This is a genomic window from Alloactinosynnema sp. L-07 (genome assembly GCF_900070365.1).
GTDB lineage: Bacteria > Actinomycetota > Actinomycetes > Mycobacteriales > Pseudonocardiaceae > Actinokineospora.
Map to the genome: position 1 here is coordinate 7,070,943 of NZ_LN850107.1, position 20,804 is coordinate 7,091,746.

Annotated in this window: 15 protein-coding genes and 1 tRNA gene; 12 read left to right on the top strand and 4 right to left on the bottom strand. The window is 68.0% G+C overall.

What is annotated here, in order from left to right; all coding sequences use genetic code 11:
* Positions 1-104 precede the first annotated feature (104 nt).
* The 7 genes from BN1701_RS32415 to BN1701_RS36220 all read left to right on the top strand — a co-directional run bounded on the left by BN1701_RS32415 (position 105) and on the right by BN1701_RS36220 (position 9,835).
* Complete coding sequence (locus BN1701_RS32415) at positions 105-1,610, top strand: DUF3375 domain-containing protein (RefSeq protein ID WP_054055150.1); 1,506 nt, start codon at positions 105-107, stop codon at positions 1,608-1,610.
* Positions 1,607-2,389 carry a DUF4194 domain-containing protein gene (locus tag BN1701_RS32420; RefSeq protein ID WP_054055152.1) on the top strand — a complete coding sequence of 261 codons (783 nt, stop codon included), beginning with the start codon at positions 1,607-1,609 and terminating at the stop codon, positions 2,387-2,389. Before BN1701_RS32415 ends, BN1701_RS32420 begins: the two co-directional genes overlap by 4 nt.
* A complete protein-coding gene (locus BN1701_RS32425; protein WP_054055154.1) occupies positions 2,389-5,793 on the top strand; it encodes an ATP-binding protein in 3,405 nt (1,134 codons plus the stop codon). Before BN1701_RS32420 ends, BN1701_RS32425 begins: the two co-directional genes overlap by 1 nt.
* A complete protein-coding gene (locus tag BN1701_RS32430) occupies positions 5,790-6,953 on the top strand; it encodes a Wadjet anti-phage system protein JetD domain-containing protein (protein WP_157368341.1) in 1,164 nt (387 codons plus the stop codon). Before BN1701_RS32425 ends, BN1701_RS32430 begins: the two co-directional genes overlap by 4 nt.
* A 159-nt stretch (positions 6,954-7,112) precedes the next feature.
* Positions 7,113-8,333, top strand: coding sequence for a hypothetical protein (locus BN1701_RS32435; RefSeq protein ID WP_054055157.1), 1,221 nt, complete (start codon positions 7,113-7,115; stop codon positions 8,331-8,333).
* An 11-nt stretch (positions 8,334-8,344) separates the two neighbouring features.
* Positions 8,345-9,571: a DUF6880 family protein gene (locus BN1701_RS32440; RefSeq protein WP_054055159.1), complete on the top strand. Its 1,227-nt coding sequence runs from the start codon at positions 8,345-8,347 to the stop codon at positions 9,569-9,571.
* A gap of 180 nt (positions 9,572-9,751) precedes the next feature.
* A tRNA-Ala gene (locus BN1701_RS36220) sits at positions 9,752-9,835 on the top strand.
* Positions 9,836-10,337: 502 nt separating this feature from the next.
* On the opposite strand, the gene BN1701_RS32445 is transcribed toward BN1701_RS36220, so the two are convergent.
* Positions 10,338-10,784: a DUF1772 domain-containing protein gene (locus tag BN1701_RS32445; protein WP_054055160.1), complete on the bottom strand. Its 447-nt coding sequence runs from the start codon at positions 10,782-10,784 to the stop codon at positions 10,338-10,340.
* Between the two features lie 91 nt (positions 10,785-10,875).
* Here BN1701_RS32445 and BN1701_RS32450 point away from each other — a divergent pair, with 91 nt between their 5' ends.
* The gene (locus BN1701_RS32450; protein ID WP_054055163.1) at positions 10,876-11,454 is read left to right on the top strand and encodes a TetR/AcrR family transcriptional regulator; all 579 of its coding nucleotides are present in this window, start codon (positions 10,876-10,878) and stop codon (positions 11,452-11,454) included.
* Between the two features lie 381 nt (positions 11,455-11,835).
* Here BN1701_RS32450 and BN1701_RS32455 read toward each other — a convergent pair whose 3' ends face one another.
* Positions 11,836-13,221 (bottom strand): S9 family peptidase, encoded by a 1,386-nt coding sequence (locus BN1701_RS32455; RefSeq protein WP_054055166.1) that lies wholly within the window; start codon positions 13,219-13,221, stop codon positions 11,836-11,838.
* 77 nt (positions 13,222-13,298) lie between these two features.
* On the opposite strand from BN1701_RS32455, the gene BN1701_RS32460 reads away from it, so the two are divergent.
* Both BN1701_RS32460 and BN1701_RS32465 read left to right on the top strand, forming a co-directional pair.
* Complete coding sequence (locus BN1701_RS32460) at positions 13,299-14,264, top strand: helix-turn-helix domain-containing protein (RefSeq protein WP_054055168.1); 966 nt, start codon at positions 13,299-13,301, stop codon at positions 14,262-14,264.
* Positions 14,265-14,610: 346 nt separating this feature from the next.
* Positions 14,611-15,144 (top strand): EF-hand domain-containing protein, encoded by a 534-nt coding sequence (locus BN1701_RS32465; RefSeq protein WP_054055171.1) that lies wholly within the window; start codon positions 14,611-14,613, stop codon positions 15,142-15,144.
* 312 nt (positions 15,145-15,456) lie between these two features.
* On the opposite strand, the gene BN1701_RS32470 is transcribed toward BN1701_RS32465, so the two are convergent.
* Complete coding sequence (locus BN1701_RS32470; RefSeq protein ID WP_054055173.1) at positions 15,457-16,650, bottom strand: cytochrome P450; 1,194 nt, start codon at positions 16,648-16,650, stop codon at positions 15,457-15,459.
* 173 nt (positions 16,651-16,823) lie between these two features.
* On the bottom strand, positions 16,824-18,620 hold the full coding sequence (locus BN1701_RS32475; protein ID WP_054055175.1) for an AfsR/SARP family transcriptional regulator: 1,797 nt from the start codon (positions 18,618-18,620) through the stop codon (positions 16,824-16,826).
* 84 nt (positions 18,621-18,704) lie between these two features.
* Here BN1701_RS32475 and BN1701_RS32480 point away from each other — a divergent pair, with 84 nt between their 5' ends.
* Together BN1701_RS32480 and BN1701_RS32485 are read left to right on the top strand one after the other, a co-directional pair.
* Positions 18,705-19,772 (top strand): ParB/RepB/Spo0J family partition protein, encoded by a 1,068-nt coding sequence (locus BN1701_RS32480; protein WP_067520985.1) that lies wholly within the window; start codon positions 18,705-18,707, stop codon positions 19,770-19,772.
* Entirely contained in the window at positions 19,745-20,794 is a 1,050-nt protein-coding gene (locus tag BN1701_RS32485; RefSeq protein ID WP_054055177.1) for an NAD(P)-dependent oxidoreductase, read from the top strand. Before BN1701_RS32480 ends, BN1701_RS32485 begins: the two co-directional genes overlap by 28 nt.
* Positions 20,795-20,804: the final 10 nt, after the last annotated feature.

The window sequence follows — 20,804 nt, forward strand, 5'->3', positions numbered from 1 at the left end:
CAGCTGCTTCGAATGCCGGTGCCACCTTGGATGCCTCTGGAGTCCGAGACTGGATGCGCCTCGAGGATCCGTGGGGCAACCCTGACCCGCGCGAGGGGAGGACAGTGAGCAACATTTCCGGCGAGCTCGCCCGCGTTCGCGGTGCATACGAGCAGCCCACATTGACCTTGTTGCACCAGCGGCTCGCGCCGGTGATCCTCGCCGTCTTCCGCAGTTCGTTTGGCCGCGACGTGCTGAGTATCCCAGCACCGCGTCTGCACGATCAGGTTGACACCTACCTCGATGAGCTACGCCTCGCAGGCGTCGCTGACCTACCGGTCGGGTCAGGACGCGACCTGTGCATGAAGTGGATGCGCGGCCGGTGGCTCGTGCGTAGCACCGAGGAAGACGGCACCGAGGTCTACTCCCTGACCTCGCACGCCCAGGACGCCCTCGCGCTGGTCACCAGCCTCACCAGGGAGCGCGCGAGCCTCTCCGAGCACCGTATCGCCACAATCGTCAGCGCTGTTCGTCGGTTCAACACCGAGGTCAACCCCGATCGTGCCGCCCGCGTCGATATCCTCGAAAGCGAGATCACGCGCTTGACGGCTGAACGCGACCGTCTTCTCAGCGGCGGAGAGCTGCCGCAGGTGACAGCCGACTACATGCTCGAAGGGTTCGGTGAACTAATCCAGCTCGTCGCGGCACTCCCGAGCGACTTCGCCCGAGTGGAGGAGGCGTTCACCGGACTGCGCGGTGGCATCCTGGCTTCTTTCCGAGCCGAGCAGCGTGCCGCGGGCGAGGTGATCGACGATTATCTCGCCCGCGCCGATTCGCTGATGACTGCGACTGCGGAAGGGCGTGCGTTTGAGGGCGCATTCACTCTACTCAGTGACGACGAATTGCTGCTGCAGTTGCGGCAAGATCTCTCCGATCTGTTGGCGCATCCGTTAGCCGACGAGATCCTGCTCGACGTCGACCGCCGTGAGCTGCGTGGCACCGTCGGTCTGATTCGCAGCGGTACGGAGCGGGTGCTGGCGCGGCGCAGTCGCGTCACCGCGACCCTGCGCGAGTACATCGTGAGCCACAACATCACCCGTGACCGTGCGCTCGACACTGCCCTCCGCGCGCTCGAGGCCGAGCTGGCCACCTGGATGCGGATCGCAGGGCCCCGCGCAGCAGTGCCGCTCGAATTGCTCCCGCCCCGCATCGAAGTCACCCACCTGCGAGAGCGCTTCCACAACACCGAAGTCGACTCTGGCCCTCCACCGTTGAATGACGTAAGTGGGCACCGTCCCGACGTGGTGTCGCTGGCCGGTCTGCTCGCTCAAGGTGGTCCGTCCCTAGACTCGTTGCGCCGCGAACTGGACCTGGCACTGACCGGCCCCGAGCCGCTGAGTTCACTGGGCGCGCTGTTCGACAGCCTCGAACCGGCGCTGCGCCGCCCCGTGGAGATCTTCGGACTGCTGCACTTGGCGACCAATGTGCCGGGGTTGGACCAACACGACGACACCGAGCCCTACCGCGCCATCCGCGCCGATGGATCCACCCGTGGGCTGACCGTGCCGCGCGTGTCGCCACACGGGAGCTCCGGTGCCCGCACCTCGACCGCCAGTGGTGAGGAAGAATGACTGCGCCTGAGCCGATCGGCGGCAATTCGGACGACTTCGTCCCCGATAATGTTCCAGCCGAGTGGGAGCCGCCAGAGGTGGTTGACGACTTCCAAACCGACGACCCTGAGCGGGAGACCTCCTCGTCGGTTGCCCTTTTCGAAGGGGACGACGGCGGCCTGGAACTCGACCAGCGCCGGGCACTCGTCGCGTTACTCAAACAGCGTTTCATCAGCGGGCGGACGCATCCGAAGGAGTGGCGGGCACTCACCCGTAACCCGCGCCCCATCCGTGCTCGCCTCAACGACTTGTTTCTTCAGCTGCATCTGGACGTGGCACGGGAAGTGGCCTTCAAACGGCAGGTCACACCCGAAGGCGGCGGCAGGCCGTTCCCTACGCTCCTCTACGACGTGCCATGGGGACGCGAAGACACGATCGTGCTCGTCTTCCTGCGAAGCCGGTTCCGCAGCGAGCAGGCCGCAGGCGCCGACCGGGTGTTCGTCGACCGTGACGACATGCTCGAGTTCGTCGAGCAGCACCGGCCCGAGCATGCCACCGACCGGACAGGTGACGCCAAGCGCTCTCTCAAAGCCATTGAGGCGCTGTACAAGGCCGGTTTGCTTATCGGTCCCAGCACCGCTGAGCGCTTCGAGGTCAGCAACGCGATCGAGGTGCTGCTGCCGATGGAGAAGCTGACCGAACTGCTTGCTTGGCTGCGCCGCCAGAACAACGCCGAGGAAGGCCCCGAACCGACGAAGACTCCGGTATTCCCGGTGTCGACGGAAACGAGGGTTGATTGATGACCACGAGCGACCAGCACGATGCCCTCTTCCACATCGACGGGGCCACGGAAGGGACCTCACAGTGGAAGGCCGAGACGTTCCAACTGGTGAACTGGGGCGGGTTCGAGGGGAGAGTCCGATTCGACTTCCATCCGGGCTCGACGTTGATCTCCGGCGCTTCGGGAACCGGCAAGAGCACGTTGCTCGACGCTTACATTGCTTTGATGATGCCGTCGGACACGTCGTTCAACGGAGCGTCCAACGACGCGGTCGGTGGCCGTGCCCGCAGCGCCGAGCAGCGCAACTTGCTCAGCTACCTGCGCGGTCAGACCGACACCACCGCCGACGCTGACGGCAGGGAGAAGCCGAAGGTGCTCCGCGGTGATCGGACCGCCACGTGGGGCGCGGTCGGCATGACATTCATCGACGACCGCAAACGACGTTTCACGGCCTTCCGAGTCTACTATGTGCCCGCCCGTGCCCGGCGTAGCGGCGACTTCACGATGCGAATGGCTACCTTCGACGGCGTTCTAGACCTCGCCGAACTGGCCGGACACACCGACCAGATCTTTGCTCCGAAGGCACTCAAAGCCGCGTTCCCGGGGCTGAAGACGTGGGACAGCTACGCCGCCTTCGCCAACATTCTCCACACGCGGCTGGGCATCGGTGCCAACGGCGACGGTGCGAAGGCACTGCGCCTGCTCGTGCGCATCCAGTCCGGTCACCAGATCCGCACCGTTGACGAGCTGTACAAGGAGATGGTCCTGGAGCGGCCAGTCACCTTTGCCGCCGCGGACCGCGCCATCGAGCACTTCGACGACCTCGAGGCCGCCTACCGGGCGATGCAGACCGAGCAGGAAAAGGCAGATTTGCTCGCACCGATCACCAATCTGCACACGCGGCTGCTCACCGCTCGCGCCGAAGTGGAGACGATCGACACCCTTGGCCTCACCCACGACGGAGACACCCCTATCAGCCTCTGGACCATGCACACCGAGACGGATCTGCTGGCTGGCGCCGTCGACACCAACCGGGATGCGCTTGTCACGAACACAGAGGACCTGACACGGGCACATGCTGACGAGGGCGAGTTGACCCGCGATCTTCAGGTAGCGCAACAGGAGCATCGCAACAATGGCGGTGCCGATCTTGAGCATCTCGCGGCGTCGATCGAGACCGAACAGCGCCTCCGCGATCAAAGGCTGGGTCGTCGCAGCGCCCTTGCGGAGCGCACCATTGTCCTGCAAGCACCTTTGGACAACCGCGACGACTTCGACAAGCTTCGCTCTGCCGCTGATGCGTTCCTCGCCGCCTACGACGAAATTGACGCCGAGCTGGGCCAGGTGCGCGACGGGCTGCTCCGGAAGCAGGTTCCCGTTCTGGACCGCAAGCGGCAGCTGAAAGACGAACGCGCATCGTTCGATGGTCGGGCGGGGCGAGTACCGAAGGCTCTTGATGACATGCGACTGCAGGCCGCCGCCGCAGCGGGCATGGAGCCCGAGGATCTGCCCTTTCTCGGCGAACTGATTGACGTCGGTCCTGAGCACGGGCGCTGGCGTAACGCGATCGAAACCGTTCTCGGTGGCAGCGCCCGCCTCCTCCTCGTGCCGCAGGAACGGCTGGACGACTTCTCCCGCAAGATCGATCCGTTGCATCTACGGGGACGACTCACATTCGAAGGTGTCCCATCCGCTGAGCACCGCGAGGTCGCGTGCGACCCGCGCACCGTTGCAGGCAAGCTGCTGTTCAAGGATCACCAGTTCAGCGCGTGGGTGATTAGACACGTGACCAACTCGGTCCGGAACGCACTCTGTGTGGAGAGAGCGGACGATCTGGTCGGCGACGGCTACCGGGTCACCCTTGCCGGGCAGACCCGGCGAGGCTCCGCCGGAAGCCACGGCCGAAACGACAGATCCAACGTCATCGGATTCTCCAGCGCAGAGGCGATCGCCGACATCGACCAGCAACTCGCGGGGCTCGAGGTAGAGATCGAGGCGCTCGACACACGACGGATAGAAATTGAAGAAGAGCGGGCGGCGCTTGTGCAGACCAGTCGGGCCTACGACGAGGTGCAGCGGGTTGCCTGGGGTGACATCGACGTCGCGAGCGTTGAACGGCGAATCAGCGAACTGGAAGATCGCCGAAGCACGATCCTCAATGCCAACGACAGCCTCCGCGCGCTCGAGGAACACATCAAGCACGTGAATAGCCGCCTGGAGGCGGCGCGCGAGCGCAGGTTCGGTTTGCAAGATCGCGGTAAAGCGCTCGACAAATGTCATCAGAGTCTGGTCGAGCGACAAGACAAGGTGAGCAGCGAGCTCAATAGAATCGAAAACGAGCAGAAGGTCATACTCGACAACGAGCAGACCAACCGGTTGGACAAGGAGTTCGCCGAGGCCGCGGCTCCTGGTGACCCGGAGGACCTTGACCAGTTCTTCACCAATTTGGGGCAGCTACGCAAGCGGCTCAACAGTGCCGTCGCGGGGGCGCGAGCTGACGTGGAACGCACCGAAACCGACCTCGAGCGGATATTCCAGGCATACCAACGGCTCTGGGAAGATCCCAATCTCGGCGTCAGTGAGGCGTCCTATCCGGACTACGCCAGGATCCTCGACAACATCATCACAACCGGTCTGCACGAACGACGCGACGAGTGGCGTCGCAGGCTAACCCGGTGGAGCGGCCAGGACCTGGTACCGCTCTCAGGGGCGATGGATGCTGCCATCGGGGACATCGAAGACCGGTTGGCGCCGATCAACGACATCCTCGCCGCACTGCCCTTCGGCGCAGGCCGCGATCGGCTGCGGATCAAGCTGCGCCGACTCACCCCGGACCACGTGACACAGTTTCGCCGCGAATTGCGGGCGCTGTCGTCGACAGCGACGAAGGAACTCGAAGAGAACCAGATGCAGCGCCGGTTCGCCGAGCTGCAGGGTTTCATGGCCCAGCTTCGGCGCCGGGATGACCCACGTGCCGACGCGGAGCTCACCGACCGCGACCGACTGCTGGATGTGCGTCGCCACGTGGAGATCACAGCCGAGCGGTACAGCCCCGGCGGCATCCTGCTCAGCGTGCACTCCGCACTCGGTGGCAAAAGTGGTGGCGAGAGCCAGGAGCTGGTGGCCTTCATTGTGGGGGCAGCGTTGCGGTTCCGCCTCGGCGACGAGCTGCGGACCCGCCCGCGATTCGCGCCGGTGTTCCTCGATGAAGGCTTCGTCAAGTCCGACTCCGAGTTCGCTGGCCGCGCTGTGCAGGTGTGGAAGGGTCTGGGGTTCCAGCTGATCGTCGGTGCTCCCCTGGACAAAGTCACCGCGTTGGAGCCGCACATGGACGAGCTACTCGCCATCACAAAGGACACCGAGACCGGCTACTCGTTCGTTGCGCACATCAAGGATCCCGACGGCTATCTGGGGCGTACGTGAAGACTCCCGAGGACATTGTCGTTGATCTCGCCCGACGAATGAAGAACACGTGGTCCGCGACCCTGATCGGCGGACCCGGCGCGCCAGCCTGGCCCTTGGCGATGCCCATCGGACAGCCGAGTTCCACCGAGCTCGCCGTTCAGTTCCTGGCAGTCACGCGGCTAGTGGCTACCTGGCGGGAATGGGCGGCGGGACATGGTCTCACGCTTCAGTTCCGCGCCCGCCGTGTCTCCGGCACCGACCAGGAGTTGCCTACTCACCTCCACGTCCCCGATCTGGAGACCGCAGCCCGCATCTGCGCCGCCGACTGGCCAGCACGCATCGCCCGGGGTCGGCAGCGGGCTGCCCTTTTGGCTCGGCGCTATCCACACCTGACTCAGCCCGCACGTGTCCTGGTCGCTGTCGACGGGCTGTCCGACGTCGACTTCGACCTTCTGTGTCGAGCTGCGGACTGGTTCGCCGTCAACGACGCAACCGGATTGACACCCCGCCAAGTGCCGATCGCAGGCATGCACGCGAAGTGGCTCAACACTCGTCAGGCGTTGGTGATGGACCTCGCCGGGGTCGAGAACCTGCGGCTGGCGCCAGCCCATCCCGCCCGCATCCATTTCACCTACCTTGATCCGGCCCACCGGTCCGCAGGCGGTCGAAGATACGACTCTGCGACGGTCGGCGATCGCGTCCCGTTGTCGTATCAGCCAGAGATTGTGATCATCTCCGAGAACAAGGACACCGCCATCCACTTCCCGGAACTGGCTGGCGGTCTATCGGTCGAGGGTGTCGGTCGCGGTGGCGGAACGGCTGCGGCCTTCGACTGGATCACTGGCGCTCCGCGCGTCTTCTATTGGGGCGACATGGACGCCGACGGACTCGAGATTCTTGACGGGTTCCGGGCTGCTGGAGTACCCGCAAGGTCGATCTTGATGGATCAGAACACCTACGAATCCTGGGAACAGTTCGGCACAAGCCTCGACCGGCACGGCAAGCCACTCGGGCCACGCACGGCGCGACCGGTTCCGCACTTGACCGAGACTGAGCGCGCCCTGTATCACCAGATCATCTCGCCGAACTGGACCCGCCATCGTCGCATCGAGCAAGAGCGGATACCGCTGAGCGAGGCGCTCGCACAGGTGAATCGCGATGTGTCCACGCAGCAATGAACCGCGCAACGTGGCTGAGTGTCGACTCCGCGTCGCCGAGCAATTGTGTCAGCCGTTCGCGAGGTGTTGTAGCGGCAGGCGAACGGTCTACGTCAGCCACGCAACACCGTAGGGACGGGGCGTGTCTCGTCAGGTCGAGCGGCCGGTACGGTTGCCGCGATGACCACGCATACCACTTCAGCCGTCGAGCCCACCGCACTTGGCGACACCACGGTCGAGGATCTGATCGTCCGCGCCGCAGACCTCAAGGGCGAACTGGTGGCGTTCGCCCAGAGCGCTCAATTCGCGAGGCGGCTGGACGCGCTGCTGTTCGATGCCGCCGATCGCCGCGGCCATCTGGACGAGGCCACGGCTGTACTCACCGTTGACCACTTCGCGTTGCAATACCGTCTTTCCGGCGGGCGCACGGTCGTTGAGCGGTTCGTCTCGCAGCGGCAGCCGCGGTTGTCGGATGACGAGCGGGCGATGGTGCTCGGCTGGCGCGGCGTCGTCGAGGGGTGTTTCGAGGTTCGTCGCTTCGATGGTGATGCCGTGGAACTCCACAACCTCGTTGATGATCTCGTCTACCGCGTCTACTCGAACATGGGGCGCAGCGTGTTCGCCGCGCTCCGCGAGGGGATGTTCGTCATGGGCCGGATTGTGCCGGTCCATCCGGAAACGGATGCCTGGCTGGTCAGCGGGCATTTCGCCACGTTCCCGAAATCCGCGCGGCGCGAGATCGCCCAGACAGTTGCCCAGCAGGTAACCGCTCACCCGGAACTGTTGCGCCGCAACCCAGCCATGCTCCAGCGGGGTTGGGAGGTGCAGGCCGAGCATCGTGCGGACTTCATCGCTCAGGTCGGTTCCGATCTCGTGGTGCTGCCTCCGCACGAGGCGCAGGAGACGTTGTGTGAGCACTACCGGCGCCTGCGGGAGAACACGGTCGCACGTCTCGACCGCAAGGCAGCCAAGCGTGCCGCGACCGCCAGTCCGGCACCCGAGGATCTGAGCCTGTTGCCCGACGAACTGCTGGATGCCGACAGCGTCGCGCTGATCTACGACGAGGTCGAAGGACTCTGCTTCTACCGCGACCTCGACCACCTCGACGCGCTCTTCGCCGACCCCGCACTGGCCCGTGACCGTACTCGTCTTGCCCAACTGCGCGAGTACCTCGACGACGACTCGGTCTCGCCGCTGGCGATCCGCCGCCTGGTACAGCGACACCCTGACGGTGCTGACTCGGTCTTCCGCACGCTTCTGCGCAAACCCGGCTTCTCCTGTCCGCGCGACGGCGAGAAACTGCTTCAACGCCACAAGAAGTCCTTCTTCGACCGCGAACCGATGCCCAGTGTCTCGATCATCGGCGAACGCCTTGCCGAGCTTCTCCGCACCACGCGATAGGTGGAGCGCTCATGGCGAGCGTCGAAGTGGAGCGGGTACGTCGGTTGATCGACGGGCTGCACCGCGACCGTCGGACGCACCCGCGTCACGGGCGACCGGAGTATTACCAGCTGGCGAGCGACGTCGGTGCCGCATGTGAGGAGCTGATCGAGAGTGAGCCTGCGGCTGCCCCGGCCCTCGCGCGACGCGCGGTCGACCTCGTGACCACGGCGCTGATGTACATGGATGGCCCGTCCGGCATCGTGCAAGCTCTGATGGCCGTGCACGCACGTGCCTGTGTCGCAGCGCCCTCCGATCCGAAGCGGCTGGCGGGGTGGCTGGTGAAGCTGCGGCTCGATGGGCCGGGCTGGCCGGACTTCCAACTGAGCGACTATGCGGATGCACTGGGGGACAAGGGCCGTGCCGAACTGGCCCGGGTAGTGGAAGATCGTGCCAAGACAGCTGAGCCGGACCTGCACGGCAGGACACCATTTGGGATTCGCGTGCTGCGCGAGCAGCTTGCCGAGATCTCCGGCGACGTCGACCACTACATCGCTGTGCTGGGTGAAGATCTCCACGCCGCGTCCCAGTATCTCAAGATCGTCGACGCGCTGCGGAACGTCGGCCGCGCGGCTGATGCCGAACGCTGGGCGCAACGCGGGCTGGGGATCGGCAATCCGATCGACAAAGGCAGGCTTCGTGATGTCTACGTGGACTTGCTGCTCGAACGCGGTGCCGCCGACGAGGCGCTCGCGATGCGGTGGCAGCTGTTCGACCAGTACCCCACCCAGACCCACTGCAACGACCTGCGCCGCACCGCCGAACGCACCGGGACCTGGCCCGGGCTGCGGGACAATGCGATCGGGCGGCTACGCGACGCCACCACTGGGCAGGCCGCCTTCGCCGACCATCTCATCGGCGTGTTGCTCGGCGAGGGCGAACTGGACGAAGCATGGCAGGCGGCGGTCGATCATACCGATGACCTGCTCGATTCACGTTGGCATCAGCTTATCGAGCTGCGCCAACCCATCCACCCGCGGGACGTGCTGGACCCATGGCAACGGCTCATCCAGCGGCGACTGGACGCCAGCACCGACAAGTACCGGTACGGCAAGGCCATCAAGCTGCTGAGGCACCTCCGTGACGCCTACCGAGCCGCAGGTGATGAGATCGGTTTCGGAGCGTACCTTGACCGTCTGCGAGACCAGCACAAGCGCAAGACCTCGTTCATCGTCAAGCTCGATCGCGCCAACCTGTGACGCCACCGTCGCTTCGCTTCTTCCCGCGGAGTCGACCTTGGGGACCTCCGGTCGGGATTTCTTGACCGGCCGGAGTCGGGTTCTCACACCGGTTTGGCTGGAGAAAATCTGGAGAGTCCATATGGGCTGAACGGGTTTATACTGCTCTCAACGACGGTGAACGGAACCGCTATGACCTGCGGATCCTTAATCGCCGCAGGTGAGAGGCGTGCCGGGGTCACACTGGCAGTGTGAGGGTCAGGGGTTCGAGTCCCCTCAGCTCCACAAGTGAATCGCTTTCAATTTCGCCCGCCGACCTGCTGAAACAGGCACGGCGGGCGATTTGCATTTCTGTCCTATGTGGACCGTGAGTGCGCAACTGGAGCAAATCTGGAGCACGGTGATCATCTTCGCGAAAATAGGGTCAGTGCTTTGCTCCAGGATTCGTACACCATCTGGGTGTGGCGGACGCGGAGGTGGTTCCGATACGGGTCGACTCTGCGCCAGAGCCTGATCTTCTTCTGTGTAAGCGGGTGACCTGACCGGCGGGCGGACACCGAGGCGTCGGGGATGGGCCTGGACCCGAAAGGGACAGGCCGCGCCCGATGGACGATGCGCTGGAAGCCAGTCCTGGACGCGTTCGCCATCACGTTCGGTGACCGCTGGCCGGGAGCCGAAACCTACTGATCAACAACGCCGGAAACACCGTTGCTGGACGCTTCCTGGAGCTTGAGTGTCGAGCAGGGACTGCGCGGTGGCACCACCTGCCCGGTCTCGGCCCGCGGGCTCAGGCGAGGGCGGCGGCCAACAGGGCGAACGCGGCGATGATGACGAAGACGCGGACGTAGTGGTAGCGGTCCCAGCGGTTCATCTGCTCCTTCCAGTCCTCGGGCCGGTTCTCGGCGGTCCACGTCTTGCCCCGGTTGTTGATCGGAACGAGGAGTAGGAGCGACATGATCACGCTCACGATCAGCAGCGCGGCGGCGATGACGACGAGGCCGGTGCCAGGGTGATGCCATCCGGCGGTGGCCCAGACCGCGCTCAGGACGAGCGAGCCGATGTACCAGAACGGCATGACGGCGCCGAGCATCCGGCCCCCATGGGCGCGGCCGCGCTGGCCGCTGTCGTCGGGAAGTCCGTTGAGGATCGGGTTGATGACGAAGGCGACGGAGAATTCCACCCCCACCATCAGGCCGACGACCACGATGGTGCAGACCTGGAGTGCGCTGAGCATGAGGACCTTCCCGGAATCTAGTGTTGCTAGCCGATAAGGCAACGCTAGTACTACTGCCGCTCGCTTGTCTAGCGGTGCTAGACTTCGAGTCGTGTCGGTACAAGAACGCAAGCAGCGCGAACAGGCGGATCGCGAGCGCCTCATTGTGGCGACGGCCCGCGAACTCGCCGAGCAGCAGGGCTGGGACGCGGTCACCACCCGCAGGCTCGCCGAGCGCATCGAATACAGCCAGCCCGTCCTCTACAGCCATTTCCGCGGCAAGCGCGAGATCATCGGTGCCGTCGCCATCGAGGGTGCTGCCGAGATGGCCGCGGCGCTGCGGGCCGCGACCTCAGCCATGGGCGGCCCTTACACCCGGGTCACTGCCCTCGCCCGCACCTACCTCGACTTCGCCGAGCGCAACCCGGCGGTCTACGACGCCATGTTCCAACTCGACGGCGGCCTGACGTTCGCGAACGAGGACACCCCGGAGCCACTGAAGGACGCCTTCGCGGCCCTGCTGGAAAGCCTCGGCGAGGTCGCTGGGGACGGCGTACACCCTGGACTGTTCACCGAGGTGTTCTGGGCGTCCCTGCACGGGCTGGCCACGCTGACCCGAGCGGGACGGCTGCCGCCGGGGGACGCCGAGCGGAGGGTGGAGCTGCTGGTGGACCGGCTCGCCGTGGTCTGACACACCGTCCGAGCCGCTGTTCTCGGGTGAATTCACAGGGGGACAGCTCGATCCGGTGATATCGCGCGACGCCGCTCACTTCGCCATGAAGTCGGTCTCGGATCTGGGCATGACGGGTCGTGGCGATGACTCTGCGTCGCCGCGATCGCCGAGGAGGTCGTCCGGAGCGTGTCGTATTGATCCTGCGTCTCCACAACATCGTCGCGAACGACCTGGCCGCGCGGCGTTTGGCTCCGATGTGACCTCCTTCAGCCGCTCCGTGGTGCCGACGACGATGACCAGGTCGTACCCTCTCGGCGGCGAGTTCGCGGGCGTGGGCCATGGCCGGTGCCCGCGGTCGCGCCGGTGATGAGCGACGGCATGGTCGACGCGCTACCGACTTCACCAGGGGAACGGGCGCGGCAGCTTCGCCGGGCGGAGGTCGACGAACGCGGCGGGCACGGTGGCGGTGCCTTCGGCGTAGTAGCTCCACATGGTGCGGTACTCGTCGCCGTAGCCGTTCGCGACGGCGGTCAGCCGGGCGGCGTTGGTATCGCCCCACACGCCGGTGTCGAGCCGGTGTTCCAGCGCGAGGAGCGCGGCGATTTCCTCGGCGGCGGTGAAGAAGCAGTGGTTGGCGCGCTCGACGTAGGCCTGGCGCAGGTTCGCGGACCGGCCGAACCGGGCCGCGTTGTCGGCGTACCACCGCTGCGCCTCGACGACGTCGGTGCCGTCGCCAGTGGAGTGCAGGGTCAGCGTCGGGACGGCCACCAACCCGGTGGTCGCCGACTCGGCGGTCAGCTTCGCCACGGCGCGAGGGTCGGCGGCGATCCTCGGCGCGGCGTTCAGCGTCGCCAGGTCGGCGGCCAGGTCCAGCCCGGCGGCGGTGTACAGCTCCTCCACCAGCGCGCGCTGGCTGGACTTCGCGAGCTGGGCGCGGTAATCGACGCCGGTGTTCCAGCTCGGGTTGCCGCCGAGTTCGTGCTCCAGCTGCGTCCGGCCGTGGCCGAACATCGCGGCCCCGATCTGGTAGCGCATGAGCAGGTAGAGGTGGGTCGCGGATTCTGCGCCGCCCGCGGGCCGCGGCCCGAGCGAGTCGACCCATGCCGGGAGGTCGCCGAACGACGCGGCCAGCGCGAGCCGGGCCTGGCTCGCCGGGGTGTTCAGGGTCGCCCGGATCAGCGGGTTCGCCAGGTCCTGGTTGGCCACCGGGTCGGTGCTACCGGTGATCTTCACCGGCTGGTCGGCCCAGAGCAGGGTCTTCAACGCGAACGCCACGTCGAGCAATCCATTGTGGTGCGAGACCGACCCGGCGATCGGCGCGCACATCGGCAGCGCACCGGAGATGCGGGAGGGGTGCCGCTCGGCGAGCACGGTGGTGACCTGCCCGCCGAGCGACTTGCCCCACGCGATGACACGGCGCGGGCGCGCCACTTCCGCCGTGAACCGGTCCAGGACCGCGAGCTGGTCGCGCACGATCGTGGAGCTGGTGTACGGCGTCATGGCGAACTGCGTGCCTGCCATCGCGTACCCCCGGTCGAGGAGCCACGCCCGTAATGCCGGGTGGTCGTTGTCGACCTCCGGCGCGGGTTTCGGGGCGCCGGGCGTGGCGAGGTAGCCGTGGCTCCAGAGCAGCACCGTGCCGTTCCACCTCGACGGCACCTCGATCACGAACGGCGTGGTCCCGATCGTGCCCTCGATCCTTCGGGAGGAGGCGGCGGAGGCGGGACCGGCGAGTCCGGCCACGGCGAGGAGAAGGGTGGCGAGTAGCAGGAAGATCCGGCGCATGGCGGCGAGTCTGGAGCGCTGCCCGGCACCGCCGCCATCCTTTCGGGCACTGGCGAAACCTGCGAGGATCTCGCGCAATGCTCCGGCTGCGGTTCGACCTCGACGAGCTGGCCCGCACGACGCTCTCGACGTCCGGTGTCGCGGCCACGATCGAGGCCGTCTGCAGTGGCGCGCTGCTGACCACCCGCCCGCCGCTCGCGTTCGACGGGTGGCGCCGCCGGTTCCGGACACGGGTGGACGACCGGATGCGGCCGTTGCTCGACCTGGTGCCCCCCGCCTCCCCGGCGCCAGACTTCCTGACCGTCCGCACCGACGATCCGGCCGACGTGGTCGAGCACCTTTCCGCGCTGTCCGCCGCCGAGATCGCCTTCGACCTGATCGAGGCGGGCGTCCGCCCGTCCCGGTTCACTCGGCTGCTGGCCTCCGGCGACCGGGAGGCGCGGGCCACGGTCGGCGACGCGCTGCGGCGCTACCACCACGCGTTCGCCGATGAGCTGCCGTTGGTGCGCGCGGTGATCTCCGACGACCTGGCCTATCGCGCGTCGGTGCTGGCCGCGCAGGGCATCGGCGGCCTGCTGGAGTCGCTGCATCCGGCGATGCGCTGGCGCAGCCCGGTCCTGGAGATCGACGGAGGACCGGACCGCGAGGCGTCGCCCGGCGGCCGTCAGGTCCGGCTGGTTCCGTCGGTGTTCATGTGGCGGCGGCCGTACGTGCTGATCGAGCCGGACGGGCCGTGCTTCATCACCTACCCGGCGCGCGGCGCGCTTCGCCTCGGCTCGGCGGAGCCTGCGTGCGGTGATCCGCTGGCCGACCTGCTGGGCCGAACCCGGGCGGCGGCGTTGCGCGCGATCAACGGGGGAGCCACGACCAGCGAGCTGTCCGAGCGGCTCGCCATCAGCCTGGCCTCGGCGTCGGAGCACGCGTCGGTGCTGCGCCGGGCCCGGCTGATCACAACGTCGCGGCAGGGCCGCGCGGTCCGGCACACGCTGACGCCACTTGGGCACAACACACTGGCAGGCGGCGCCGTCCAGATGATCGAGTGACTCGTCAGGCAACGGGGACTGGTCCAGATTCGGATGGGTGAGTCGTTCCAACCACTTTTCCGTGATCAACAGAATGAAAGATCACGACGCGGTGGTCGCCCCGTGTCATGGCTTGCCCGACCAACGCGAGTCTGCCCGCTCGATCCCCTCGACGACCACGCCAGCCAGATGCGGTGACAGCACGTCCAACCACTGTTTTGGCGGGCCTCTCCACGCGCTTCGAGAGGCGAACACCATCGAGTGAACGTCGTGTGCTGACGAATGACTCCTATTGTGCCAATTCTCGGAGACTTGTAAACCTGTTATTTGCCGATCTATCGGCGACGACCCCACGGAGGTTATGAAAATGGCTGGCAAAACGGCGGATCCCGTCGACAGGAAGATCGAATCGGAGTTCGAAAAACTGGACCTCAACCACGACGACCACCTCGACTGGTCGGACTACGAGACCCTCATCGGCCGCTACCTGCAGACGGCACGCGTCAGCGAGAACGACCGTCGGGCCAGGGCACTCCGGGCGTTCTACCAGTTGCACTGGCTGGAGCTGCTGCGATACGCGGGCGTCGAGGGGGATCGCCTGTCGAGGAACCAGTTCGTCGCCGCGACCCGTCTCGCCACCACCGATAGCAGCAGGCTCAACGTCGCTGAGGTCGGCGGCCACGTGATCTTCGACCTTATCGACACCAACGGTGACGGCGAGATCAGCAAGGACGAACTGGCGAACTACCTCCGGGGCGTCTGGCAAATCGACCCGTCCGACGCGGCTTACAGCCTTGAAGTGCTCGACCGCGACGGGGACCAGGTGATTTCGAGGAGCGAATTCGTCAGTGGCATCAATGAACACCTCGAGACGTCGCGCCGGACGGCTGCCCGCCGCTAGCCGGAGTGACGCGCAGGTCTGGGGTGGGTGCTCGGAGGGTTGGGTAAGGACGTTCGAGGTGCCGGTGAAATACGCCGGCGTGGCGGGTACTGCCCATTTCAGGGATATGTCGGCGACCTTGATTCAACCCATTGTGGAGCCTGCCCAGACCATTTCGCCCGCGTCGACACCTACGTCTCCGTCACCAATCATCCCGTCCACGGGAGACGTACGTGTCGACGTCTGGGCCATGTACCTACCCAAGGGCGCCGCGCGACGTGGTCGACCGCACTGGGTACGCCACCCCGTCCCATTTACGCGAATCCGTAGCCGTCACCACCGCACGAGCACCCGCGCAAGCCCCCCGACGACCAGGCCGTCCCGGGTCGCCAAGGCCGCAGGCGGCTCGGCGAGTTCGAGCGTCGGAAGCCTGCGGAGCAGCACCTGCAACACGGTCTGAAGCTCTATGCGGGCGAGAGCCTGGCCGACACAAGCGTGGGGTCCGACGCCGAACGCAAGGTGCGGATTCGGGGTGCGGCCCAGGTCCATGCGGTCGCCGTCGGCGAACGTGCGGTCGTCCCGGTTGGCCGCGGCCAGGCTGCACACGACTGTCGTGCCACTGGGCAGCGCGCGATCGGCGACCTCGACCTCGGCGGAGAGGTAGCGTGGCATCCCGAAGCCCGGGTTGGCGTCGAAGCGCAGCACCTCCTCGACGGCGGTGCGCACCAGCCCGGGATCGGCACGCAACTGCGCCCACCGGTCCGGCTCGGCGAGCAGCAGCGCGACCATCTTGCCGATCATGCTCGCCGTCGTCTCGTACCCGGCGACCAGCAGGCCCTGGCTGGTGCCGATGATGATCGCTTCGGAGAGTTGCCCGTCGAACTCGTCGGTGAACCGGATGAACTCGCTGATCAGGTCGTCGCCCGGGTTGGCACGTTTGGCGGCGATGTGCGCGGCGAAGTAGGCACCGAACTCCGCCTGCGCGGCATCGATCTCCGCCTGAGTGAACCGCGTCATGCTGAGCAGGGTGTCCGACCAGTGCCCGAACCGATCCCGGTCGGGGTCAGGCACCCCGAGCTGGTCGCAGATCACTGATCTCGGCAACGGAAACCCCAGTTCCGCCATCAGGTCCGCCGGTGCTCCACGCTCGATCATCGCGGTGACCAGCGACTCCGCCATCTCCTCGATGCGCGGCTGCATGGCCTGCACACGTTTCGCCGTGAACGCCCTGCTGATGACCTGCCGCCAGCGCTGGTGCAGGGCGTCCTCCGTCAGCTTCTCGCCGAAGACCCCGCCCGCCTCGTTCGCGGTGACCCGCGCGGCGTCGTCGGCGTCGGAGTGCCGGGTGAACCGGGGGTCGGAGAGCACCCGCCGGACGTCGTCGTACCGGGTGAGCAGCAGCGCCCTGTCCCCGCTGGGCAACCGCACCGGCGCCACGGGTTCCTTGGCCCGCAGATCCGCCCATTCCGAGGGCGGGCTGAGCGCATCAGGAAGGCGGAATGGGTAGGCGGGCGTGCCATCGCTCATGAGTAACTCCTGACGTCGATTCCGCTCACGCTGAGTCGACTCCTCGTTACGGCAGGCTTCCATGAAGGTCCGCTTTGGACCATAACGTCGCGACCGGGACCGCGCGCGCCCATCCCGCTGATCTTGGGCCTGACCGATTCGGCGAAGAGAACGGTTCGCGCCGACGCGGGCGGTCAGCCCGCCTGCGCGAGGTAGTGGTCGAGCAGGCGGTGCAGAGCACGGCGCAGCGACGCGCGGTCCAGGCTGCGGGCCCTGCCTCTGACGTAGGCCCGGACCAGGGCGTGCAGCTGGTAGTGCCCCGGCGCGGTCTGGTGCAGCAGCCGGGCGTCGACGAGATCCTCAAGCAGCCGGTCGGCCGTCCGGACGCTCGTCTCGGCGAGCGCCGCCACGGCAGGCGGCCGCACGTCGGTGCCCAGGTACAGGCCCAGCAGGTCGAGCATTCGGCGCTGATCGTCGCGCAGCGCCGCCCGGGACGTCGTCAGCGCGGTGGCCAGCGTCGGCGCACACGAGTCCAGCTCGGCGATCAGCCTGCGCTCGTCGGCGAGCCTGCCCACCAGGTACCCGATCGGCCAGGTGGGACGGTCGCGCAGCCGATCGGCCGCTGCCCGCACCGCGAGCGGCAGCCTGCCGCACAGCTCGACGACAGCGGCCACCTGCGCGTCAGGCTCGGCGTGCCGCCCGCTCACCGCGGCGAAGAGGGTCGCGGCGTCGTGGCGGGGCGGCACGTCGACCGACAGCGGATACGCGTGCCCGAGCAGGGGAAGCCTGCGCCTGCAGGTGATCAGCACGCGGCTCGCGCCCACCCCGGGCAGCAGCGGCTCGACTTGGTCGGCGCGGTGTGCGTCGTCGAGCACGACGAGCACCCGCTTGCCCGCCACCGTCGACCGCCATAGCGCGGCGCGCGACTCAGTGTCCGTCGGGATCGCCGCCGCGGGCACGTCGAGTGAGCGCAGCAGCCGGGCCAGCGCGTCGGCCGCCGTCAGCGGGGGCGTATCCGGGGTCGAGCCGCGCAGGTCGAGGTACAGCAGGCCGTCCGGGTGGTCCGGCGCGAGCCGGTGCGCCGCGCGCACCACCAGCGTGGTCTTGCCGACCCCTGCCATGCCGTCGACCACGACGACCCGGTGATCCGCGGCGAGATCGGAGAGTTCGGTCGCCCGCCCGACGAACAGATCCGGGTCGGCGGGCAGCTGGGCGGGCGGCGGGGCGGGCGCGGTCGCGGCCACCCGGTCGTCGGCCAGCAGCCGCACGTGCAGCTCACGCAGCTCGGGGCCGGGCTCGATGCCGGTCGTGGCGACCAGCGCGGCCCGCGTGCTCCGATAGACCTCCAGTGCCTCGGCCCGCCTGCCGCACCGGTGCAGGGCGAGCATGAGCAGGGCCGCCCGGTCCTCGGCGAGCGGGTCGTGCACGAGCAGCGCCCGCAGTTCGGGCACCAGCTCGGTGTGCTCGCCGAGCTCGAGCCGAGCCCGCAGTAGCCGCTCGCGGACGTACTCCCGGCGCGCTTCGAGCCGGGTGACCTCGGCGTCGAGCAGCGGGCCGATGGCGACGTCGGCGAGCGCGGGCCCACGCCACACCGCGAGCGCGCGGGCGAGGTGGGTGCCTGCCACCTCGGCATCGTCGGCGCGCTCGCCCGCCGCCGCGTGCGCGGTGAAGTCGGCGAGGTCGAGTTCGCCCGGCCGCACGGTCAACGCGTAGCCGTCGGCGCCGGTGCGCAGCCGGGACTCCGGTTCGCCTGGCAGGTGCAACGCACGCCGCAGCCGGGCCAGGTAGGTGCGGAGGTTCGAGCTGGCCGAGCTCGGGGTTTCCGTCCACACCAGACGCAGCAGCGTCCGGACGCCCACCGCGGCGTTGGCGTGCAGCAGCAGCGCGCCGAGCACGGCGCGCTGGCGAGGGCCGCCCAACGGCACCGGCTTGTCGGCCACCCGCATCTCGACCGGTCCGAGCACCCGGAACTCCACCACCTGTGGCTTCATGTAACCGACTATATGCGGAGCGTGTGCGTCTCCATATGCACCGCTCCGGTGAGACTGCTCGGGACACGACTACCGAGGAGCACCATGTCGCTCACCGACGAGCCGCGCGGGCCCAACAGTTACCGCGAGCCGCCACTCCGGCACGCCACCGGCACAGTCGAGCTGGTCCCGACCACCGCGCTGCGGGCGGGCGAGTCACCGCGGTTGGCAGGCGAGAACCTCGACCACGTCCGCGCACTGGCGGCGTCCGAGCTGCCGTTGCCCCCGATCGTGGTGCACCGGCAGACCATGCGAGTGATCGACGGCATGCACCGGCTGCGGGCCCAGGCGCTGCTGGCCCGCACCCACGTCGAGGTGCGCTGGTTCGACGGCCACCCCGACGACGCGTTCGTGCTGGCCGTCGACGCGAACACGGCCGCGGGCCTGCCGCTGTCCACAGCGGACCGCAAGGCGGCGGTGGCCCGCATCCTCACCACCCACCACACCCGTTCGGACCGCTGGATCGCAGGCGTCACCGGGCTCGCCGCGACCACTGTCGGCGAGATCCGCCGGTGTTCGACCATCCAGCATGGACAGTCGAACAGGAGGGTCGGCAGGGACGGCAGGAGCAGACCGGTCGACAGCGCGGGCGGGCGACTGCTCGCCGCCGAGATCATGCGCGCGGACCCCGGCCGGTCGCTGCGGGAGATCGCGGGCGCCGCCGGGATCTCCCCGTCGACCGCGCTCGACGTCCGCAACCGGCTGCGTGCGGGCTCCGACCCGTTGCCTGCAGGCCGTACGACGACGCGGCGGCCGGACGCCGACCGTGCGTCGGAGCGCGATATCGACCCGGTCGCGGTACTCGGCGTGCTGCGCAACGACCCGGCGCTGCGGTTCACCGAGAGCGGCCGCGCCCTGCTGCGCTGGCTCGGCGCACACGTCATGGACGCGGGCGCCGCGAACGCCGTCCTCGGCGGCCTCCCGCCGCACTGCGCGGGCACTGTCGCGGCCCTGGCCCGGCACAACGCGGAGTTCTGGGGCCGCTTCGGCGACCGGCTCGCCGGGCTGGCCGGTGATCCGGTGGTGCCCAGGCCGCGCGCCCACCCGGACGCGGGCGGAGATGTCGGCACAGTCGGGGAGACGCCGTGCCCCGGCGCGGCGACCCGGTCCTGATCACCGGCGGCAGCGGGTTCATCGGCACACACCTCGCGGGCCACCTCGCCGCGCGCGGGCTGCCGGTGGTCGTCGCCGACCGGGTCGGCTGGACCAGCGCCGGTCCGAGGGTGCGCGCGGTGCCGCTGGACGTCACCGACGCCGACGGCTGCCGCGACCTCGTGCGGTCGGTGCGGCCCGCCGTCGTCTACCACCTCGCCGCGGCGGCCACGATCGACGCCGCGTTCGCCGACCCGCTGGGCTCGTTGCGCACCAACGTCTGCGGCACCGTCGCCATGTTGGAGGCGACCCGGTCGGTGGGCGGCGGGGCCAGGTTCGTGCTCGCGTCGACCGACAAGGTCTACGGCGAACTGCGCACCGACGCCTACACCGAGAGCTCACCCCTCGCCGCGCGCGGCGTCTACGACGTCGGCAAGCAGTCGGCTGACACGATCACCCAGCTCTACCGCACCGAACTCGGCCTCCCGGTGGCGATCCTGCGGCTGTGCAACGTCTTCGGCCCCGGTGACCCGCACACGGCGAGCCGGGTGGTGCCCCGGTCGCTCGACCGGATCTTCGATCCCCGCGGGCCGCTGCCGCCGCTGCTCTACGCGGGGTCGCTCGGCCACGGCCGCGACTACGTGTTCATCGATGACGTGGTGCGCGCGCTGGTCGCCGTCGGGTTCGACGCCCGCGCCGACGGCGAGGTGTTCAACATGGCCGCGACGGCGCACCGCACCACCCGCGCGCTGGTCGAGGAGATCGTCGCGCGCAGCAGCGCGGCCTGCCTGCCCGCTGACCCGGACCGCGCGGCGGCGATCGCCGCCAACGGCTACACCGTCGTCGCGGGCCCGCCTGCCAGGGCGCTGGACCGGCAGCACTGCGACGCAGGCCTGTTGCGCACCCGGCTCGGCTTCCGGCCTGCCGTCCCGCTCGGCGTCGGGCTCGACCGCACGATCGCCGCGGTGATGCTCGCCAGGGGCTTGGCCGCGGCACCGTCGAACGGCGCGGCCCGTGGCTACGGTCGGGCCGTCCACACCTGAACGGGAGGCA